21 protein-coding genes are annotated in these 20,516 nt (G+C 58.0%); all 21 read left to right on the top strand.

The window, feature by feature from the left end; all coding sequences use genetic code 11:
* Position 1 precedes the first annotated feature (1 nt).
* The 21 genes from fliF to fliA all read left to right on the top strand — a co-directional run bounded on the left by fliF (position 2) and on the right by fliA (position 20,302).
* Complete coding sequence (fliF, locus tag AC1MEA_RS25610) at positions 2-1,786, top strand: flagellar basal-body MS-ring/collar protein FliF (protein ID WP_219060439.1); 1,785 nt, start codon at positions 2-4, stop codon at positions 1,784-1,786.
* Positions 1,779-2,798, top strand: a complete 1,020-nt coding sequence (gene fliG, locus AC1MEA_RS25605; protein WP_322180023.1) for a flagellar motor switch protein FliG — start codon at positions 1,779-1,781, stop codon at positions 2,796-2,798. Before fliF ends, fliG begins: the two co-directional genes overlap by 8 nt.
* 10 nt (positions 2,799-2,808) lie before the next feature.
* A complete protein-coding gene (gene fliH / locus AC1MEA_RS25600) occupies positions 2,809-3,630 on the top strand; it encodes a flagellar assembly protein FliH (protein WP_480916284.1) in 822 nt (273 codons plus the stop codon).
* On the top strand, positions 3,620-4,978 hold the full coding sequence (gene fliI, locus AC1MEA_RS25595; protein ID WP_219060442.1) for a flagellar protein export ATPase FliI: 1,359 nt from the start codon (positions 3,620-3,622) through the stop codon (positions 4,976-4,978). The genes fliH and fliI overlap by 11 nt, the downstream gene beginning before the upstream one ends.
* A gap of 6 nt (positions 4,979-4,984) precedes the next feature.
* Positions 4,985-5,434, top strand: a complete 450-nt coding sequence (gene fliJ / locus AC1MEA_RS25590) for a flagellar export protein FliJ (RefSeq protein WP_219060443.1) — start codon at positions 4,985-4,987, stop codon at positions 5,432-5,434.
* A 91-nt stretch (positions 5,435-5,525) separates the two neighbouring features.
* The gene (locus tag AC1MEA_RS25585) at positions 5,526-5,831 is read left to right on the top strand and encodes an STAS domain-containing protein (RefSeq protein ID WP_449633137.1); all 306 of its coding nucleotides are present in this window, start codon (positions 5,526-5,528) and stop codon (positions 5,829-5,831) included.
* 3 nt (positions 5,832-5,834) lie between these two features.
* The gene (locus tag AC1MEA_RS25580) at positions 5,835-7,541 is read left to right on the top strand and encodes a SpoIIE family protein phosphatase (protein WP_480916283.1); all 1,707 of its coding nucleotides are present in this window, start codon (positions 5,835-5,837) and stop codon (positions 7,539-7,541) included.
* An 81-nt stretch (positions 7,542-7,622) separates the two neighbouring features.
* On the top strand, positions 7,623-7,937 hold the full coding sequence (locus AC1MEA_RS25575) for an Hpt domain-containing protein (protein WP_480918222.1): 315 nt from the start codon (positions 7,623-7,625) through the stop codon (positions 7,935-7,937).
* A 65-nt stretch (positions 7,938-8,002) separates the two neighbouring features.
* Entirely contained in the window at positions 8,003-9,409 is a 1,407-nt protein-coding gene (locus AC1MEA_RS25570; protein ID WP_480916282.1) for a flagellar hook-length control protein FliK, read from the top strand.
* A 216-nt stretch (positions 9,410-9,625) separates the two neighbouring features.
* Complete coding sequence (gene fliL, locus AC1MEA_RS25565; protein WP_219060448.1) at positions 9,626-10,120, top strand: flagellar basal body-associated protein FliL; 495 nt, start codon at positions 9,626-9,628, stop codon at positions 10,118-10,120.
* A 9-nt stretch (positions 10,121-10,129) separates the two neighbouring features.
* Positions 10,130-11,098, top strand: a complete 969-nt coding sequence (gene fliM / locus AC1MEA_RS25560) for a flagellar motor switch protein FliM (protein ID WP_449633140.1) — start codon at positions 10,130-10,132, stop codon at positions 11,096-11,098.
* A 62-nt stretch (positions 11,099-11,160) separates the two neighbouring features.
* Positions 11,161-11,625 (top strand): flagellar motor switch protein FliN, encoded by a 465-nt coding sequence (fliN, locus tag AC1MEA_RS25555; RefSeq protein ID WP_219060450.1) that lies wholly within the window; start codon positions 11,161-11,163, stop codon positions 11,623-11,625.
* Positions 11,626-12,069, top strand: coding sequence for a flagellar biosynthetic protein FliO (fliO, locus tag AC1MEA_RS25550; protein ID WP_219060451.1), 444 nt, complete (start codon positions 11,626-11,628; stop codon positions 12,067-12,069). It begins immediately after the preceding gene.
* A complete protein-coding gene (fliP, locus tag AC1MEA_RS25545; protein ID WP_219060452.1) occupies positions 12,069-12,827 on the top strand; it encodes a flagellar type III secretion system pore protein FliP in 759 nt (252 codons plus the stop codon). Before fliO ends, fliP begins: the two co-directional genes overlap by 1 nt.
* Positions 12,828-12,846: 19 nt before the next feature.
* Positions 12,847-13,116: a flagellar biosynthesis protein FliQ gene (fliQ, locus tag AC1MEA_RS25540; protein ID WP_219060453.1), complete on the top strand. Its 270-nt coding sequence runs from the start codon at positions 12,847-12,849 to the stop codon at positions 13,114-13,116.
* Between the two features lie 4 nt (positions 13,117-13,120).
* Entirely contained in the window at positions 13,121-13,906 is a 786-nt protein-coding gene (fliR, locus tag AC1MEA_RS25535; protein ID WP_449633142.1) for a flagellar biosynthetic protein FliR, read from the top strand.
* Between the two features lies 1 nt (position 13,907).
* Positions 13,908-15,044: a flagellar biosynthesis protein FlhB gene (gene flhB / locus AC1MEA_RS25530; RefSeq protein WP_480916281.1), complete on the top strand. Its 1,137-nt coding sequence runs from the start codon at positions 13,908-13,910 to the stop codon at positions 15,042-15,044.
* A 112-nt stretch (positions 15,045-15,156) separates the two neighbouring features.
* Positions 15,157-17,286, top strand: a complete 2,130-nt coding sequence (gene flhA, locus AC1MEA_RS25525; RefSeq protein WP_449633144.1) for a flagellar biosynthesis protein FlhA — start codon at positions 15,157-15,159, stop codon at positions 17,284-17,286.
* Between the two features lie 11 nt (positions 17,287-17,297).
* Complete coding sequence (gene flhF, locus AC1MEA_RS25520) at positions 17,298-18,620, top strand: flagellar biosynthesis GTPase FlhF (protein ID WP_219060457.1); 1,323 nt, start codon at positions 17,298-17,300, stop codon at positions 18,618-18,620.
* A 111-nt stretch (positions 18,621-18,731) separates the two neighbouring features.
* A complete protein-coding gene (fleN, locus tag AC1MEA_RS25515) occupies positions 18,732-19,565 on the top strand; it encodes a flagellar synthesis regulator FleN (RefSeq protein WP_219060458.1) in 834 nt (277 codons plus the stop codon).
* Complete coding sequence (gene fliA / locus AC1MEA_RS25510; RefSeq protein ID WP_219060459.1) at positions 19,562-20,302, top strand: RNA polymerase sigma factor FliA; 741 nt, start codon at positions 19,562-19,564, stop codon at positions 20,300-20,302. Before fleN ends, fliA begins: the two co-directional genes overlap by 4 nt.
* Positions 20,303-20,516: the final 214 nt, after the last annotated feature.

Genomic DNA, 20,516 nt, shown 5'->3' with positions numbered 1-20,516 from the left:
CATGGCTGAAGCAGTCACCGATAACGTGCCGGCCAAATCGGGTGCCCCTCAAGGTAAGCCGCCGTTGTTTGGTTTGTCCTTTCTGGAAAATCTCTCCGAGATGACCATGTTGCGTCAGGTTGGCCTTATGGTCGGTCTGGCAGCGAGCGTGGCGATTGGTTTTGCCGTGGTGCTCTGGTCCCAGCAGCCTGATTATCGGCCGCTGTACGGCAGTCTGGCCGGTATGGACGCCAAGCAGGTCATGGACACGCTGGCAGCCGCTGATATCCCTTACACCGTCGAGCCGAATTCTGGCGCCTTGCTGGTCAAGGCCGATGACTTGCAGCGTGCCCGGATCAAACTGGCTGGCGCGGGCGTAGCGCCAGGCGACGGCAACATCGGCTTCGAAATTCTCGACAAGGACCAGGGTCTGGGTACCAGCCAGTTCATGGAAGCCACGCGCTATCGTCGCGGGCTTGAAGGCGAGCTTGCCCGGACCATCTCCAGCCTCAATAACGTCAAGGGTGCACGCGTGCATCTGGCGATCCCGAAAAGCTCGGTGTTCGTGCGTGACGAGCGTAAGCCGAGCGCTTCGGTGCTGATCGAGTTGTACGCCGGTCGCTCATTGGAGCCGGGCCAGGTCATGGCGATTATCAACCTGGTGGCAACGGCGGTTCCCGAGCTGAGCAAGTCGCAGATTACCGTGGTCGACCAGAAGGGCACGTTGCTGTCCGACCAGACTGAAAACTCCGAATTGACCATGGCCGGCAAGCAATTTGATTACAGCCGCCGCATGGAAAACATGCTCACCCAACGTGTACAGAACATCCTCCAGCCGATTCTGGGTAATGATCGCTACAAGGCCGAAGTCTCGGCCGATGTGGATTTCAGTGCCGTTGAGTCGACAGCTGAAAGCTTCAACCCTGATCAACCTGCGTTGCGCAGCGAACAGTCGGTCGACGAACAGCGTTCGTCCGGTGGTGGCCCCCAGGGCGTTCCGGGCGCGCTGAGCAATCAGCCGCCTGGTCCGGCCAGCGCGCCTCAGCAGGCGGGTGCGGGTGCTGCGGCCGCAGGCTCCATACAGCCGGGGCAACCGCTGCTCGATGCAAATGGTCAGCAGATCATGGACCCGACGACCGGTCAGCCGATGTTGGCACCTTATCCAGCGGACAAGCGTAAGCAGTCGACCAAGAACTTTGAGCTGGACCGTTCCATCAGCCACACCAAGCAGCAGCAGGGTCGGGTGAACCGCTTGTCTGTGGCGGTGGTGGTGGATGATCGGGTCAAAGTCGATCCCAAGACAGGCGAGACAAGTCTCACGCCTTGGAATGCCGACGAATTGGCGCGTTTCACCCGGCTGGTGCAGGACGCAGTTGGGTTCAATGCCAGTCGCGGCGACAGCGTCAGCGTGGTCAACGTGCCATTCTCCACCGATCGTGGCGAAGTGATTCCTGATATTCCGTTCTATTCCCATCCGTGGTTCTGGGACATCGTCAAACAAGTGCTGGGTGTGTTGTTCATCCTGGTGCTGGTGTTCGGTGTTCTGCGGCCGGTGCTCAACAACATTACCAGTGGCAAGAACCGGCAACTGGTTGGCGCCGACGGTGATGCTGAACTCGGCGGCATGGGCGGTCTGGGCGGCGAACTGTCCAATGATCGCGTCAGCCTTGGCGGCCCGCAAAGTATTTTGTTGCCTAGCCCAAGCGAGGGTTATGACGCACAGTTGAACGCAATCAAGAGCCTGGTGGCTGAAGATCCAGGTCGTGTGGCTCAGGTCGTGAGAGAGTGGATTAACGCAGATGAGTGACAATCGAGCGCTTACCGCCAAGATGACCAAGGTCGACAAGGCTGCCATTCTCTTGCTCTCCCTCGGTGAAACCGATGCCGCTCAGGTGCTCCGGCACATGGGGCCTAAAGAGGTTCAGCGGGTCGGTGTCGCCATGGCGCAAATGCGCAATGTGCACCGCGAGGAAGTCGAGCAGGTGATGAGCGAGTTCGTCGAGATCGTCGGCGACCAGACCAGTCTCGGCGTCGGCTCCGATGGTTATATCCGCAAAATGCTGACCCAGGCCTTGGGCGAAGACAAAGCCAACGGCCTCATCGACCGGATCTTGCTGGGGGGTAATACCAGTGGTCTGGACAGCCTGAAATGGATGGAGCCTCGGGCGGTTGCGGATGTGATCCGCTATGAACACCCGCAAATTCAGGCCATCGTTGTGGCGTATCTCGACCCGGATCAGGCTGGTGAAGTGCTCGGTCATTTCGATCACAAGGTACGTCTGGATATCATTCTGCGTGTCTCCTCGCTCAACACCGTGCAGCCGGCGGCGTTGAAGGAGCTGAACCAGATTTTGGAAAAGCAGTTCTCCGGCAATTCCAACACAGCGCGCACCACCTTGGGCGGCATCAAGCGTGCGGCCGATATCATGAACTTCCTCGACAGCTCCATCGAAGGCCAGTTGATGGACTCGATCCGCGAAGTCGATGGGGACCTGTCCGGTCAGATCGAAGACCTCATGTTCGTGTTCAACAACCTTTCCGATGTCGACGACCGTGGTATCCAGGCGTTGCTGCGCGAAGTGTCTTCCGATGTGCTGGTGTTGGCGCTCAAGGGCTCCGACGAAGCGATCAAGGAAAAAATCTTCAAGAACATGTCCAAACGTGCTGCCGAATTGTTGCGCGACGACCTCGAGGCCAAAGGCCCGGTGCGCGTCAGCGATGTGGAAACCGCGCAGAAAGAAATCCTCACTATTGCTCGCCGTATGGCCGAAGCCGGAGAAATCGTTCTCGGTGGCAAGGGCGGCGAAGAGATGATCTGAGGATCACTACATGTTTAGCTCCAACAAAGAGCCGCCCAGTGATCTGATCCGTGCCAAGGATGTCGGCGGTTTTGATGTCTGGTCGTTGCCCAGTTTCGACCCTCACCGTGAAGCGCCGCCAGAGCCTGAACCGGTTGAGGCAGAGCCGGCGGAGATGGAAGAAGTGCCTCTGGACGAAGTCCAGCCGCTGACCCTTGAAGAGCTGGAAGGCATTCGTCAGGAAGCCTACAACGAAGGTTTTGCCACGGGTGAGAAAGAGGGTTTTCACAGCACCCAGCTCAAGGTCCGGCAAGAGGCCGACGTAGCCTTGAGCGCCAAGCTTGCGAGCCTTGAACAATTGATGGTCCACCTGTTCGAGCCTATCGCCGAGCAGGACACGCAGATTGAAAAGTCGCTGGTCGAACTGGTAGGGCACATTACCCGGCAAGTCATTCAGCGCGAGTTGACCACTGACTCCAGTCATATCGGTCAGGTATTGCGCGACGCCTTGAAGCTGTTGCCAATGGGCGCGCAGAACGTACGCATCTTCATCAATCCTCAGGATTTCGCCCAGGTCAAAGCCCTGCGTGAACGCCATGAAGAAACCTGGCGCATCGTCGAAGACGATACCCTTCAGGCAGGTGGTTGCCGGGTCGAAACCGAGCACAGCCGGATCGACGCGACCATCGAAACCCGTATCTCGCAAGCGTTGGCGAAAATGTTCGATCAGCTGCACGATCAGGCTTTGCACCCTGCGCCTGCTGACATGAGCCTCGATCTGGATGCAGTCGTCGACGCCCCCGTCATTGCAGATGACGCCTCTCCTGAAAAAGCAGGCCCAGATGCGCCTTGACCGAACCAGCTTCGGCAAGCGTCTGGGTTCCTACGTCGAAGCCATCGAACTGGCAGGTCAGCCGGTGGTGGAAGGTCGTTTGTTGCGCATGGTCGGTTTGACCCTGGAAGCCGAAGGCTTGCGGGCTGCGATGGGCAGTCGGTGCCTGGTGATCAACGATGACAGCTATCACCCGATGCAAGTCGAAGCCGAGGTGATGGGTTTTTCCGGGTCCAAAATATTTCTGATGCCGGTGGGCAGTGTTGCCGGCATCGCTCCGGGTGCGCGGGTTGTGCCGCTGGCCGATACCGGTCGTTTGCCGATGGGCATGGGGATGCTGGGTCGGGTCCTCGATGGCGCCGGACGTGCGCTCGATGGCAAAGGCGGAATGAAAGCCGAAGACTGGGTGCCTATGGATGGCCCCACCATTAACCCGCTCAAGCGCAACCCGATCAGCCAGCCCCTGGATGTGGGTATTCGCAGTATCAATGGACTATTGACCGTCGGCCGTGGTCAGCGTCTCGGTCTGTTCGCCGGTACCGGCGTGGGCAAGAGCGTGCTGCTCGGGATGATGACGCGCTTCACCGAAGCCGACATTATCGTGGTTGGCCTGATCGGCGAGCGGGGGCGTGAGGTCAAGGAGTTCATCGAGCATATCCTCGGCGAAGAGGGGCTCAAGCGCTCGGTCGTGGTCGCTTCACCCGCCGATGATGCGCCCTTGATGCGGATGCGGGCGGCCATGTATTGCACGCGCATTGCCGAATACTTTCGCGACAAGGGCAAAAATGTCCTGTTGCTCATGGATTCGTTGACTCGATTCGCTCAGGCTCAGCGGGAAATCGCTTTGGCCATTGGCGAGCCGCCCGCCACCAAAGGTTATCCACCGTCGGTTTTTGCCAAATTGCCCAAACTGGTGGAGCGCGCCGGCAATGCCGAGGCTGGGGGCGGCTCGATTACTGCGTTCTATACCGTGCTGTCTGAAGGTGACGATCAGCAGGATCCGATTGCCGATGCCGCACGGGGTGTGCTCGACGGGCACATCGTGTTGTCCCGTCGTCTGGCCGAAGAAGGGCATTACCCGGCGATCGACATCGAGGCGTCCATCAGTCGGGTCATGCCTTCGGTGGTCAGTCCTGAACACATGGGGCAGGCTCAGCATTTCAAACAATTGTGGTCGCGCTACCAGCAGAGTCGCGACTTGATCAGCGTCGGTGCCTACGTGGCCGGTGGTGATCGGGAAACCGACATGGCGATTGCCTTGCAGCCAACGTTGGTGCGCTACCTGCGCCAAGGGCTCAATGACAACGAGAGCCTGCAGGAGAGCAAGGCGCGTCTCGCCGCGGTGTTCAATCCCGCAGCGGGCGGCTGATAAGCCATGGCCTCAAGTCGAGCGGTACGCCTGGCGCCGGTGGTGGACATGGCTGAAAAGGCAGAGCGCGCAGCGGCTCAGCGCCTGGGGCACTTTCAGGGACAGGTCAGGCTGGCTGAGACCAAACTGGCCGAACTCGAACGTTTTCGTCATGAGTATCAGTTGCAGTGGATCGACAAAGGCGGCAGCGGGGTATCGGGGCAGTGGCTGATAAACTATCAAAGCTTTCTCAATCAGCTGGAAACCGCTGTGGCTCAGCAACAGAAGAGCCTTGCCTGGCATCAGGAAAACCTCGGCAAGGCTCGGGGCGCTTGGCAGCAGTGTTATGCGCGGGTCGAGGGGTTGCGCAAGCTGGTTCAGCGCTACATTGATGAAGCGCGGCAGCTTGAAGACAAGCGCGAACAAAAGCTTCTCGACGAACTTTCCCAGCGCTTGCCCCGCCACGATCAATTTTAGTGCAGGTAATTGAATTCATTAGGGTTGCTGCTAATGCAGCAGAATGCTAAACCTTTCTCACCGTGTCTGTGTTAACCCAAGGAAGCCTCCAATGTCCGTAAACTCCGAGCTCTCTCACGACGGGCAAGAACTGACCATCTTCATCGAGGGGCGCTTTGATTTCGCCGCACATCAAGATTTTCGCGATGCCTATGAGAGCGTTGCCGGGACTCCGCAGCGCATCGTTGTCGATCTAAAGGGCACGAGTTATCTGGACAGTTCCGCGCTGGGCATGCTGTTACTGCTGCGTGACCATGCAGGGGGTGAGCGTGCGAAGATCCGGCTGATCAACTGCAACGCCGACGTGAACACCATTCTGACCATCTCCAATTTCTCAAAACTGTTTCAGATCGGCTGACTTGTGCTAACCCTACCTGAAAGCCTGTGCGTGCTGATTGCTGACGACAACGCCAGTGATCGCCTGCTACTCACGACCATTGTCCGTCGCCAGGGCCATACAGTGCTCAGCGCCAGCAATGGCCTGGAAGCGTTGGCGTTGTTTGAAAAAGAGCGTCCGCAGTTGGTGCTGATGGATGCTTTGATGCCGGTGATGGACGGTTTTGAGGCCGCGCGCCGAATCAAACAGGTGGCAGGCGAAGCGCTGGTGCCCATCATTTTCCTCACCTCGATGAGCGAAAGCGAGGCGTTGGTTCGATGCCTTGACGCAGGGGGCGACGACTTTCTCGCCAAGCCCTACAGCGAGGCGATCCTCACCGCGAAGATCAATGCCATGGAGCGCTTGCGGCGATTGCAGGAAACGGTCCTGGAGCAACGTGACCAAATCGCCAGGCATCATGGCTATTTGCTTAATGAGCAGCGAGTAGCCAAAGCAGTCTTTGATCAGGTAGCGCACTCTGGCTGCCTGAGTGCGCCGAACATCCGCTACCTGCAATCGCCCTATGCCTTGTTCAATGGCGATCTGTTGTTGGCTGCATACACGCCTGCCGGCAACATGCACATTTTATTGGGCGACTTTACCGGCCATGGTTTGCCCGCGGCGGTAGGGGCGATGCCCTTGGCTGAAGTGTTTTACGGCATGACCGCCAAGGGGTACGGCCTGACCCAAACCTTGCGGGAAATGAACGCCAAGCTAAAACGCATTTTGCCCGTGGACATGTTTTGCTGCGCGACCCTGCTGTCCGTGAACTTCAATTTGCAGCAAGTGGAAGTGTGGAACGGTGGTCTGCCTGATGGCTATCTGCATCACGTTGCCAGCGGGGAGCGCACGCCGCTGGTGTCGCGGCATTTGCCATTGGGTGTGTTGGACCCGGCTCGCTTCGATTACAAGACCGAAGTGCACCCGTTGGCCTTGGGTGACCGGATTTTCCTGTTGTCCGACGGCGTACTCGACACCAGCGACAACGATGATCAGCTGTTTGGTGTCGAGCGATTGCAGGCGGTGTTCGCTGCCAATCGCCAGCCGGACGAGCTGATCAATGAAATCCAGCATGCCTTGGACGGCTTCCGTGGGCAGGCCCGGGATGATGTGAGCATGGTCGAAATCAGCCTGGTAGACCCGGCCCTGCTGGGGCCTCCGACGGTGACGTACTCGGACAGCGGTGAGTCCAGCCCACTGGACTGGTCGGCGAGCTTCGAGTATCGCGCCACGACGCTCAAACGTTTCAACCCTTTGCCTTACTTGTTGCAGTTGCTGTTGGAAGTCCATGGTCTGCGCAGTCAGAGCGGGCCGCTGTACAGCGTGCTTGCCGAGTTGTACACCAACGCGCTGGAGCATGGCGTGCTGGGTCTCGACTCGGAGCTAAAGCGCGATGCCTTGGGTTTTGCCCGGTACTACCGGGAGCGCAATGAGCGCCTGGCGAGTCTTGAAGACGGTTATGTGCGCCTGCACTTACAGATTGTGCCGCGCGGGCAGGGCGGTCATTTAACGATACGCGTTGAAGACAGCGGTGCTGGATTCGACGTCGATCGTGTTTTGGCGCTGTCGGCGCAGACGCATGAGTTATCAGGGCGAGGCCTCAACCTGGTACGCGAATTGAGTGAGCATTCCCACTGGTCGGAGGATGGACGCACAGCGTGCGTGGAATTTTCCTGGGGGGCTCTGGCATAATCAAATGATTCTTGATCAAGGAGCGAACAAGTGTCAGTGACTCATCTGGACTACCGTGTATTGGGCGGCTTGCAAGAAGTGATGGAGGCCGAATATCCCATCTTGCTCGATACGTTTCTTAAAGACTCCGAACAGCGTCTGGTGCAACTGCACCATGCACGTGCTGCGCAGGCGCCTGGTTTGCCAGCGCTGGGCATGGCTGCTCACAGCCTCAAGGGCAGCAGCGGCAACATGGGGGCGACACGGTTGGCTGAGCTGTGCCAGCAGCTCGAAGAGCGTGCTCAGTGCAATGAGCTGACCGGAGTCGATGAGCTGCTCAGGAAAATCGACGTTGAATTCATCACGGTCCGGCGTTTGTTCAACGTTGAGCGCCAGCGTTTCATCGGTCAGGGCTGAGGCTAGCTGAAGCTGGCCCGCCCCTTGCTTGGTGACTTGGTAATTGTGCCCGTACGGAGACTGACATGCCCCTTGCCACTCACCCGCTTCTTCAGGCTACTGCCGTAGCCAAATCCCAGTCGGCTGTCGCCAGCAGTGCGGCAAAACCTGCTGAGACCGGCAAGGAAGACACTTCCAGCTTTGCTCGAGTGTTTGCCAGGCATGCGCAGCCCAAGCCTGTGGAGAGCAATGACACCCGCACAAAAGCTGTCCACGACAAGCCCGATGCAGGTAACAGCAAGCAAGCGGTGAGCGATACATCTGCCGCTTCCACCTCGGCGGTTGCCGATAGCGGCAAATCTTTGCCTGCCGATAACGTCAGCGAAAAGGCGGATGATGCGGGTAAGGACGCGTCGGGCGACAAGGCGACCGACCCGGCGCTGAGCGATGTTGCGCCCGTTGATCCGACCCTTGATCCAGCTGCCTTGCAGGCGCTGGTCGTCCAGCCGGCTGCCGAGCCTGTTGTGCCGGTCGCTACCGCTGTTGAGCCTCCGGTCGAAGTGCCGGTAGCCGTGACTGCTGCGGTAGCCACGCTGCCGCCGGCTGTCCCCGTCCCCTTCCCGGTCGCGGACACGGGTTTCGACCCCGCGACTGATCCTCTGGCAGGGTTGCCTGCCGTGCAAATGGCCCTGGAGCAAAGTGCCAGAGCCTCAGGGTCGGCGCCCGTGCCTGCGACATCTACCTCCGCGCAGGCTGCCGCGAAAGCATCTCCCGCTCAAGCCGATGCGGATCCCTTCCAGGTCATCGCCAATAACCTGACAGTCCTCGCGGATCAGCCGTCCACTGATGGCGCAGGTACTGAGGGTGGCGATAAGGCCTTTAAAGGTCTTATTGAAGACGGTTTGAGCGACGTCAAAGCTTCGGCCAGTGACACTCGGATCGATGATTTTGCCAATCGCCTTGCCGCCCTGAGTCAGGCAGTTCAACCCAGGGCGGCGGCAGCTTCGCCTTTGCCGTTGGCCCAGCCATTGGCCATGCACCAGAGCGGTTGGAGTGAGGGGATCGTGGATCGGGTCATGTATCTGTCCAGCCAGAACCTGAAGTCAGCAGACATCCAGCTTGAGCCTGCCGAGCTGGGTCGCCTGAATATTCGCGTCAATATGGCGCCTGACCAGCAGACCCAAGTCACGTTCATGAGTGCCCATGTCGGTGTGCGTGAAGCGCTGGAAGCGCAGATGCCCAAGCTGCGTGATTCGTTTACTCAGCAGGGGTTGGGCCAGGTTGAGGTCAATGTGTCTGACCAGTCCCGTGGCTGGAATGGGCAAGGGCAGGACCAGCAGCAGGCTAGCCAGGGGCAGCGAAGTGGTGGCGTGAGGAATGGTGGTTCTGATCCAGTCAACGGCCTCGATGACGGATCCATTCATGATGTGGCGCATGCTGTCAGTCAGCCAATGCAAGTCATCGGCTCTAGCGAAGTGGATTATTACGCTTGATGCTGTAACGCGCTATGTGAAAGTGCGTTGTAGGCGCGTGCTTGTGGCTGCGCGCGCCGCGACGGCGGTGTGCCGGCACGCCGCATCAAGCCCTTTGTGGATGAGTTTGCGCCTACAGAATGAAACCCTCTGTCGATCCTGTCACGCATCTGGCATAACACTTGCTCTGCCTCTGTCACGCATTGGTGAACCCCCGAATAGTGACGGATTATTGGCATGGCGAAGACCGAAGCAGTGAAAGACCCCGCAGCGAAAGGCAAACTCAAGCTCATTATTATTATTGTTGTGGCATTGTTGCTTGCGATCGGCTTGTCGGTCGGCGCCACATGGTTCTTTTTGCACTCGTCCCAAAGTAAGCCCGAGCCAGCCGTAGCGGCCAGCAACGTCAAGGCGCCTGCGATTTTCGAGCCTATGACGCCAGCCTTTGTGGTCAATTTCAACCAGAACGGTCGTCAGCGTTATATGCAGGTCAGTATCACGCTGCTGGCACGTAACCAGGGTGACCTGGATGCGCTGAAAGTCCATATGCCGGTTATCCGCAACAACCTGGTCATGCTCTTCTCCGGGCAGACTTTCGACTCTTTGGCGACGCCAATCGGTCAGGAAATGCTCCGTCAGAAGGCCACCGCCAGCGTCCAGGAAGTGGCGCAGAAAGAGGTTGGCAAGGTGGTGGTTGAACAATTGCTTTTTACTAACTTCGTACTGCAGTAGGACCACGACATGGCCGTGCAAGACCTGCTGTCACAGGATGAGATCGATGCGCTGCTGCACGGTGTCGACGACGGTCTGGTCCAGACCGAAAGCGTCGCCGAACCCGGCAGCGTCAAAAGTTATGACCTGACCAGTCAGGATCGTATCGTCCGGGGGCGGATGCCGACCCTGGAGATGATCAACGAGCGTTTCGCCCGGTATACCCGTATCAGCATGTTCAACATGCTGCGCCGCTCCGCGGATGTGGCGGTGGGCGGTGTGCAGGTCATGAAATTTGGTGAGTACGTGCACTCGTTGTACGTACCGACCAGTCTCAATCTGGTCAAGATGAAGCCGTTGCGCGGCACTGCGTTGTTCATTCTGGACGCCAAGCTGGTGTTCAAGCTGGTGGACAACTTTTTTGGCGGTGACGGGCGGCATGCCAAGATCGAGGGTCGTGAGTTTACGCCGACCGAATTGCGCGTGGTGCGCATGGTGCTCGAGCAAGCATTCATCGATTTGAAAGAAGCCTGGCAGGCGATCATGGAGGTGAGCTTCGAGTACATCAACTCCGAAGTGAATCCGGCCATGGCCAACATCGTCGGCCCTAGCGAGGCGGTTGTAGTCTCGACGTTCCATATCGAACTCGATGGCGGTGGCGGCGACCTGCACGTGACCATGCCTTACTCGATGATTGAGCCTGTGCGCGAAATGCTCGATGCCGGTTTCCAGTCGGACCTGGATGATCAGGATGAACGCTGGAGCAAAGCCTTGCGTGAGGACCTGCTGGATGTTGCTGTGCCACTGAGTGCCGTCGTCGCCCGTCGCCAATTGCGCCTGCGCGACATTCTGCACATGCAGCCGGGTGACGTGATTCCCGTGGACTTGCCTGAAGAGCTGGTCATGCGTGCCAATGGCGTGCCGTCGTTCAAGGTCAAGCTGGGTTCGCACAAGGGGCATCTGGCGCTGCAAGTTATTGAACCAATTGAACGCCGCTGACCTTTACCGTCAGCGTGAATAATGTGATGTGTTAACGAATCAATGCCCGCCGAGGACAACTGATGGCTGATGAAAACGAAATAACGTCTGCTGAAGATCAGGCATTGGCCGATGAATGGGCAGCTGCGCTGGGTGAATCCGGCGATGCCAGCCAGGATGACATCGACGCGTTGCTTGCAGCCGATACTGGTCGTTCCTCTGCCAGTCGCTTGCAAATGGAAGAGTTTGGCAGCGTGCCAAAGAACAACGCGCCCGTAACGCTGGAGGGTCCAAACCTGGATGTGATTCTGGATATCCCGGTATCGATTTCCATGGAAGTGGGCAGTACCGACATCAATATTCGCAACCTGCTGCAGCTTAACCAGGGTTCGGTGATCGAACTCGACCGGTTGGCCGGTGAGCCGCTGGACGTGCTGGTCAACGGCACGCTGATTGCTCACGGTGAAGTGGTTGTGGTCAACGAAAAGTTCGGCATCCGCCTGACTGACGTGATCAGCCCAAGTGAACGCATCAAGAAGTTGCGTTGAATGAATAGGCTCCTCGGTGTGATGCTCGCCTTGCCGTTAAGCGCGATGGCTGCGGAGCCTGCAGTTCAGGCTGCTGCGCCGCAAGTCAGCAGTGCATTGGGCAGTGGGGTGGGCGGTCAATTGACGCAATTGGTATTGGGCCTGTTGCTGGTGATTGGCCTGATCTTCGGGTTGGCCTGGTTGCTGCGTCGCGCCCAGAGTGCCGGCCCGCGCAACGGTCAACTCATCGAGTTGCTGGGCTCGCGCGCACTGGGTCCGCGTGACCGGCTGGTGCTGGTGCAAGTGGGCAGCGAGCAGATTTTGCTCGGGATTACGCCCGGACGCATCACGCCCTTGCATGTGCTCAAAGAGCCGCTGCAAGTGCCCGATACCTCGCAGGCCACACCGGAGTTTGCCCAGCGTCTGATGGAGCTGCTGGGCAAGGATCATAAGGATAAGAAGTAATGGGCGCGTTGCGCATAGTCTTGACGTTGCTGCTGGTGCTGGCAGCGCCTTTGGTGTTCGCGGCTGATCCACTGTCGATACCTGCGATTACTTTGTCCAGCGGTGCCAACGGTCAGCAGGAATATTCGGTCAGCCTGCAGATCCTGTTGATCATGACGGCGCTGAGCTTCATTCCTGCATTCGTCATGCTGATGACCAGCTTTACCCGGATCATCATCGTTTTTTCGATTTTGCGTCAGGCCCTGGGTTTGCAGCAGACACCGTCGAACCAGATACTCACCGGCATGGCGCTGTTTCTGACCATGTTCATTATGGCGCCGGTGTTTGATCGGGTGAACCAGGATGCATTGCAGCCCTATCTGAGTGAAAAACTTACCGCGCAGGACGCGGTGCTCAAGGCTGAGGTGCCGATCAAGGACTTCATGCTGGCGCAGACTCGACAGAGCGATCTGGATTTGTTCATGCGACTTTCCAAACGCACCGATATTTCCAGTCCTGATCAGGCGCCGCTGACCATCCTGGTCCCGGCGTTCGTGACCTCGGAACTTAAAACCGCGTTCCAGATCGGGTTCATGATCTTCATCCCGTTCCTGATTATCGACCTGGTGGTTGCCAGCGTATTGATGGCGATGGGCATGATGATGCTGTCGCCGCTGATTATCTCTCTGCCCTTCAAGATCATGCTGTTTGTACTGGTGGACGGATGGGCCTTGATCATCGGCACGCTGGCGAGCAGCTTTGGCGGGATCTCGCCATGACTGACGGGGAGCGTGCGCAATGACGCCTGAAGTCGCTGTCGACCTGTTTCGTGAAGCGTTATGGTTGACCACGATGATGGTCGCCATACTGGTGGTGCCCAGTCTGATCGTGGGGTTGTTGGTCGCCATGTTTCAGGCCGCAACGCAGATTAACGAGCAGACGTTGAGCTTTCTGCCTCGTCTGTTGGTAATGCTGATTACCCTGATCGTCGTGGGACCTTGGCTGGTTCGGGTGTTCATGGAGTACATCCTGTCGCTGTACGGCAGTATTCCGCAGTTGATCGGTTAGCAACGTGCCCTCCGTGCTTGCCCTGACTGACGCGCAGATCGGGACGTGGGTAGCGAGTTTCATGCTGCCTTTGTTCCGGGTCGCGGCAGTACTGATGACGATGCCGATCTTTGGCACAACGCTGGTGCCAAAGCGTGTGCGTCTATATTTCTCGGTGGCGATTACCGTAGTGATTGCCCCCAGTCTGCCGCCGATTCCCGAAGTCCATGCGCTGGATCTGAGCGCGCTGCTGCTGATAGGTGAGCAGATCATCGTCGGTGCAATGCTCGGCTTGTCCCTGCAATTATTTTTTCAGGCGTTCGTGATTGCCGGACAGATTGTCGCGGTACAAATGGGCATGGGCTTCGCCTCGATGGTCGATCCTACCAACGGCGTGTCGGTGGCAGTGATCGGGCAGTTTTTTACCATGCTGGTGACCTTGCTGTTCCTGGCTATGAATGGCCATTTGGTGGTTTTTGAAGTGCTGGTGGAAAGCTTTACCACGCTGCCGGTCGGCAGTGGGCTGGATCTCACGCACATTTGGGAGCTGGTTGGTCGCTTAGGGTGGGTGTTGGGCGCCGGCTTGCTGCTGGTCTTGCCAGCCATTACGGCGTTGTTGGTGGTGAACGTTGCATTTGGGGTCATGACGCGTGCTGCGCCGCAGTTGAATATCTTCTCTATCGGCTTTCCGCTGACGCTGGTGCTGGGCATGGTGATCCTGTGGATTACCCTCGGCGACATTCTCAATCAGTATCAGCCGTTGGCGGTGGAAGCCTTGCAGTTGCTACGCAGTCTGGTTAAGGCCCGCTGACATGGCTGAGAACGAGAATGGCCAGGATAAAACAGAAGACCCCACGGCCAAGCGGGTCAAGGAGTCTCGCGACAAGGGTGAGACGACCCGCTCCAAAGAGCTCAACACCCTGGTCATCATGATGGCGGGGGCAGGCGGATTGCTGGCGTTTGGTGGTCAGCTGGCGGAAATGATGCTCGAGTTGATGCGGATCAACTTCACGCTTCCGCGTGAAGTGATCATGGATGACCATTACATGGGGCTGTATTTTCTCAACGCTGGCAAGGCGGCGCTGGTGGCGATCCAGCCGCTGATGCTGACCATGGTTCTGGCGGCGCTCATCGGCCCTATCGCGCTGGGAGGCTGGCTGTTTTCTACTGACACAATGGTGCCCAAGTTCAGTCGAATGAACCCGCTGTCCGGGATCAAGCGCATGTTTTCCGTTCAGGCATTGGTCGAGCTGATCAAGGCATTTGCCAAGTTCTTCATCATTCTGATCGTGGCGTTGGTGGTGCTGTCCAAGGACAGGGGTGATCTGGTCTCCATCGCCCATGAGCCATTGGAGTTGGCGATCATCCACAGCGTGCAGGTGGTAGGTTGGAGTGCGTTATGGATGGCGTGCGGGTTGATCATTATCGCGGCGGTGGATGTGCCATTCCAGCTATGGGAAAGCCATAAAAAGCTGTTGATGACCAAGCAGGAGGTGCGTGACGAGCACCGAGACAGTGATGGGCGGCCAGAGGTCAAACAGCGGATTCGTCAGCTGCAACGTGAGATGTCCCAGCGCCGGATGATGACGAAGATCCCTGATGCCGACGTGATTATCACCAACCCGACGCACTTTGCCGTGGCGCTGAAATATGACCCCGAGCAGGGCGGGGCGCCAATGTTGCTGGCCAAGGGCAGTGATTTTCTGGCGTTGAAAATTCGAGAAATCGGCGCCGAGCACAACATCCTCCTCCTTGAATCGCCCGCTTTGGCGCGTTCGATTTATTACTCCACCGAGCTGGATCAGGAAATTCCTGCTGGCCTGTATCTGGCGGTGGCGCAGGTGTTGGCGTACGTCTATCAAATCCGCCAGCATCGCGCAGGCAAGGGCAAGCGCCCGGACCCATTGGGCGATATGCCGATCCCGAGCGATCTGCGGCGTGATTCATAAGCGCGCACACAAGTTTGCGCAGCGAACCCATAGTTGGAAAGCTTCTTGCACTGACCTCGCTACGTCGCTTGATGGCGTCAAAAGTTTGATTTAGCAGGCAGGAAAAGAATTGGTGGATCGCTCTCAATTAATCAACGCTGCACGCAGCAACCTGCTAGGCCTGGGTCGTGGGCAGTTGGGTGTGCCGTTGCTGCTGTTGGTCATGTTGGCAATGATGATGTTGCCGATGCCTCCATTTCTGCTCGATGTGTTTTTCACGTTCAACATTGCGCTGTCGATCGTCGTCCTGCTGGTCTGCGTGTACGCCCTGCGACCACTGGACTTCTCTGTATTCCCCACCATTTTGCTGGTTGCCACGTTGTTGCGCCTGGCGCTGAACGTGGCGTCGACGCGGGTGGTCATGCTTCACGGTCAAGACGGTCACGCCGCTGCCGGTAAGGTGATTCAGGCCTTTGGTGAGGTGGTGATCGGTGGCAACTACGTCGTCGGTATCGTGGTTTTCGCGATTTTGATGATCATCAACTTCGTCGTTGTGACCAAAGGTGCCGGGCGGATTTCCGAAGTGAGTGCCCGCTTTACCCTCGATGCGATGCCCGGCAAACAGATGGCCATCGACGCAGACCTCAACGCAGGCTTGATCGATCAGCCAGAAGCCAAACGCCGCCGTCTGGAGGTCGCTCAAGAGGCTGAGTTCTATGGTTCGATGGACGGTGCCAGCAAATTCGTGCGCGGCGATGCGATTGCCGGTCTGTTGATTCTGTTCATCAACCTGATTGGTGGCGTGGCCGTCGGTATTTTCCAGCACAACATGTCCTTCGCCGATGCCGGCAAGGTTTACGCGCTGTTGACCATTGGTGACGGTTTGGTGGCGCAATTGCCATCATTGCTACTGTCCACCGCTGCGGCAATCATGGTGACCCGAGCTTCCGGTTCGGAAGAGATGGGCAAGCAGATCAATCGGCAGATGTTTGCGTCCCCCAAGGCGCTGGCCGTGGCCGCAGGCTTGATGATAGTCATGGGGCTGGTGCCGGGCATGCCCCACCTTTCCTTTATCAGTCTGGGGCTGGTGGCCGCTGGAGCTGCTTATCTGCTCTGGAAAAAGCAGAACATGGTCAAGGTCAATGCGTTGCAAGAGGTTCAGCGCCAGCAGGACCTCTTGCCTTCACCAACGCGAGCTCAGGACTCAAAAGAACTCGGTTGGGACGATGTCACGCCGATCGACATGATTGGCCTGGAAGTGGGCTACCGCTTGATTCCTCTGGTGGATCGCAATCAGGGCGGTCAGCTCCTGGCGCGAATCAAGGGCGTGCGTAAAAAGCTTTCCCAGGAGTTGGGCTTTTTGATGCCGACCGTGCATATCCGCGACAACCTTGATCTGGCGCCCAGCGCCTATCGTCTGACACTGATGGGTGTGACCCTGGCTGAAGCCGAGATTTACCCGGATCGCGAACTGGCGATCAATCCGGGGCAGGTCTTTGGCACGCTCAACGGGATTACCGCCAAGGACCCAGCGTTCGGTCTGGAGGCGGTGTGGATCGAAGTCAGCCTGCGCAGCCAGGCGCAATCGCTCGGTTACACCGTGGTGGATGCCAGCACGGTGGTGGCGACTCACCTCAATCAGATTCTGTACAAACATTCTCATGAGCTGATTGGCCATGAAGAAGTTCAGCAATTGATGCAGTTATTGGCCAAAAGCTCGCCCAAACTGGCCGAAGAACTGGTGCCAGGTGTCCTTTCGCTCTCGGCATTGCTCAAGGTGTTGCAGGCGCTGCTTTCCGAACACGTCCCTGTCAGGGATATCCGCAGCATCGCAGAAGCCATCGCGAACGCGGCACCTCGGAGTCAAGATACTGCCGCGCTGGTCGCTGCGGTGCGTGTCGGGCTGTGTCGCGCTATCGTCCAAAGCATTGTAGGGGCTGAGCCGGAGCTGCCTGTCATCACCCTTGAGCCAAGATTGGAACAAATATTGCTAAATAGTCTTCAGAAGGCTGGTCAGGGTCAGGAAGAGGGCGTTCTTCTCGAGCCAAGCATGGCTGAAAAGCTCCAGCGTTCGTTGATTGATGCTGCCCAGCGCCAGGAAATGCAGGGTCAGCCAGTGATTTTGTTAGTCGCAGGCCCGGTTCGCGCCATGCTGTCACGATTTGGACGGTTGGCTGTACCGAACATGCATGTTCTGGCGTATCAGGAAATTCCTGACAATAAGCAAGTCACCATCGTCGCGACTGTCGGGCCCAACGGCTGAGGTAGTGAGTCATGCAAGTTAAGCGTTTTTTCGCCGCCGACATGCGTCAAGCCATGAAACTGGTTCGTGATGAGTTGGGCGCTGACGCCGCTATCATTGGCAACCGGCGGATTGCCGGTGGTGTAGAGCTGACTGCTGCCCTGGATTACAAACTTTCCGCGCTGGCGCCGCGTGTGCCGAACATTGAACTCGAAGACGAGTTGCGCAAAACCCAATCGCGCATCGTCTCGGCTCAGGCTGAACTCGGCACCCGTGGCGACAGTGATTCATCGATCAATCGCCAGCTTTACTCCGGCCTGCCGTTGACCGCTGGAGACTCGCACATCGAGCCTACGTTCAGCGAGCCGCCACGTCCGGCCGCTCCGGCCCCATCCGCTGAGCCCGTCGCCGGGCATCATGCTTACGAGTCCATGCGGTTTGAATTGAACGGCCTGCGCGAACTGCTTGAAGTGCAGCTTGGCTCGCTGGCCTGGAATCAACTGCAGGGCAGCCGGCCGCAGCAAGCCAACCTGTGGCGCCGCCTGCAACGCATTGGCCTGTCGGGTCCGTTGTCGCGGGACCTGTTGGCAATGATTACTGATATTGAAGAACCCCGTCAGGCGTGGCGCATGTTACTGGCCCACCTGGCACGGATGATCGTGACGCCCGACGTCGAACCTCTGGAAGAGGGTGGGGTGATCGCCATGGTCGGTCCGGCCGGCATGGGCAAGACCACGACGCTGGCGAAACTGGCCGCGCGGTATGTCTTGAAATATGGTCCGCAAAATATTGCACTGGTGAGCATGGACAGCTATCGGATTGGTGCCCAGGAACAACTGAAAACCCTGGGACGTATTCTCAATGTGCCGGTCACTCATATCGATCCGGGCCAGTCGCTTGGCCAGGCGCTAGAGCCATTGGTACGCAAGCGCGTGGTCTTGATCGACACCGCCGGCCTGCAGGCCAGCGATCCAGCACTGCGTCTGCAGCTGGAAAGCCTCGCCGGGCGTGGTATCAAGGCGCGTAATTATCTGGTGCTGGCAACAACCAGCCAGAAACAGGTCCTTACTGCGGCATACCACAGCTACAAACGCTGCGGTCTGGCCGGCTGCATTCTCACCAAGCTGGATGAAACCGCCAGCTTGGGTGAGGTGTTAAGCCTGGCAATCAGTCATGAATTACCGGTGGCCTATCTGACGGATGGGCCACGGATACCGGATGATTTGCACTTGCCGCGCCGGCACCAATTGGTGAGTCGAGCGGTCAGTGTGCAAATGCAGGAAGAGCCGAGCGAGGAAGCTATGGCGGATATGTTCGCGGATCTTTATCACAGCCCGAACAAAAGGGTTGGGTAAAGCAAGACACTGGAATGTACCTACATCATGGTCTGCCTTGCTTTGTTCTCTCAACGAACTCGCAGTCAGTAATGTGGCCTCGGTCTAAGCAACACAAGGTAAAGAAATAACATGGGCAGCATGCATCCCGTACAGGTTATCGCGGTGACCGGTGGCAAAGGTGGCGTCGGCAAGACCAACGTGTCAGTGAATCTATCACTGGCTCTGGCTGAGCTCGGTCGGCGCGTCATGCTGCTGGATGCCGACCTGGGTCTGGCTAATGTCGATGTGTTACTCGGCTTGACCCCCAAACGTACCCTCGCCGACGTTATCGAAGGACGCTGCGAGCTTCGCGACGTGCTGCTTCAGGGCCCAGGCGGGATTCGTATCGTGCCGGCTGCGTCCGGCACCCAGAGCATGGTTCACCTGACGCCAGCACAGCATGCCGGGCTGATCCAGGCGTTCAGTGATATCGGCGATAACCTCGATGTGCTGGTGATTGACACAGCCGCGGGCATCGGTGAATCGGTCGTCAGCTTCGTGCGCGCTGCCCAGGAAGTATTGCTGGTGGTGTGTGATGAGCCGACCTCGATCACCGACGCTTACGCGCTGATCAAGCTGCTCAACCGCGATTACGGGATGAACCGCTTCCGGGTGCTTGCCAACATGGCACAAAGCCCTCAGGAAGGCCGCAATCTGTTCGCCAAGTTGACCAAGGTCACTGATCGCTTCCTGGATGTCGCCCTACAATACGTCGGCGCCGTGCCTTACGACGAATGCGTGCGCAAAGCCGTGCAGAAGCAGCGCGCTGTGTATGAAGCGTTCCCGCGCTCGAAGTGCTCCCTGGCATTCAAAGCCATCGCGCAGAAAGTCGACACGTGGCCGTTGCCGGCCAACCCGCGCGGGCATCTGGAATTTTTCGTTGAGCGGCTCGTACATCCAGCGAGTGCAGGACCGGTGCTATGACAGCCAGCGGCTATCGCATGTACAGCAAGGCGTCAAAAGACTCCCAGTACGAGCTGATCGAGCGTTATGCGCCGCTGGTCAAACGCATCGCTTATCACCTGCTGGCGCGTTTGCCAGCCAGTGTGCAGGTCGAGGACCTGATCCAGGCAGGCATGATTGGCCTGCTGGAAGTCTCGACCAAGTACGACGCCACCAAGGGTGCGAGTTTCGAGACCTATGCCGGGATTCGTATTCGTGGCGCCATGCTCGATGAAGTGCGCAAGGGCGATTGGGCCCCGCGTTCGGTGCATCGCAATACACGCATGGTCAGTGACGCAATTCGGGCAATTGAAGCTAAAACCGGTCGTGACGCTAAAGATCACGAAGTTGCGGCCGAACTCCAATTGAGTCTCGATGATTATTACGGGATTTTGAATGACACCTTGGGCAGCCGACTGTTCAGTTTCGACGATCTGTTGCAGGACGGCGAACATGAAGGGCTGCACGAGGACGGCGCAAGCGCTCACCTTGAGCCGTCGCGCGATCTGGAAGATGAACGCTTCCAGGCCGCGTTGGCAGATGCGATAGCCAATTTGCCGGAGCGTGAGCGACTGGTATTGGCGCTGTACTACGACGAGGAGCTGAACCTCAAGGAAATTGGTGAAGTGTTGGGGGTCAGCGAGTCGCGGGTCAGCCAGTTACACAGCCAGTGCGCAGCTCGTTTGCGAGGGCGTTTGGGGGAATGGCGAGCGCGTTGACAGACAGTGCGTGGCCCTTGGTGGTTTCGCGCTATCTGCAGGCCGGCTGTGCAAAGCGTTGCGTGCGAAGAAGATAAGACTAGGCAGGAGCCGGTCAGTCAGGGTCCTGTAAAGCCTGCTGTGCCAGCGTCCCGACCTGTTGATTTACCAAGCTCGTCGTCGTTTTCGTGCAGCCGTTGTGTGCTGCGCCGGTTTTTGATTGAACAGCGTATTC

This window comes from Pseudomonas sp. ASL8, assembly GCF_056680355.1.
Note: the sequence above shows the minus strand (reverse complement) of the source record. Positions and strands in the feature narration are given on the sequence as shown.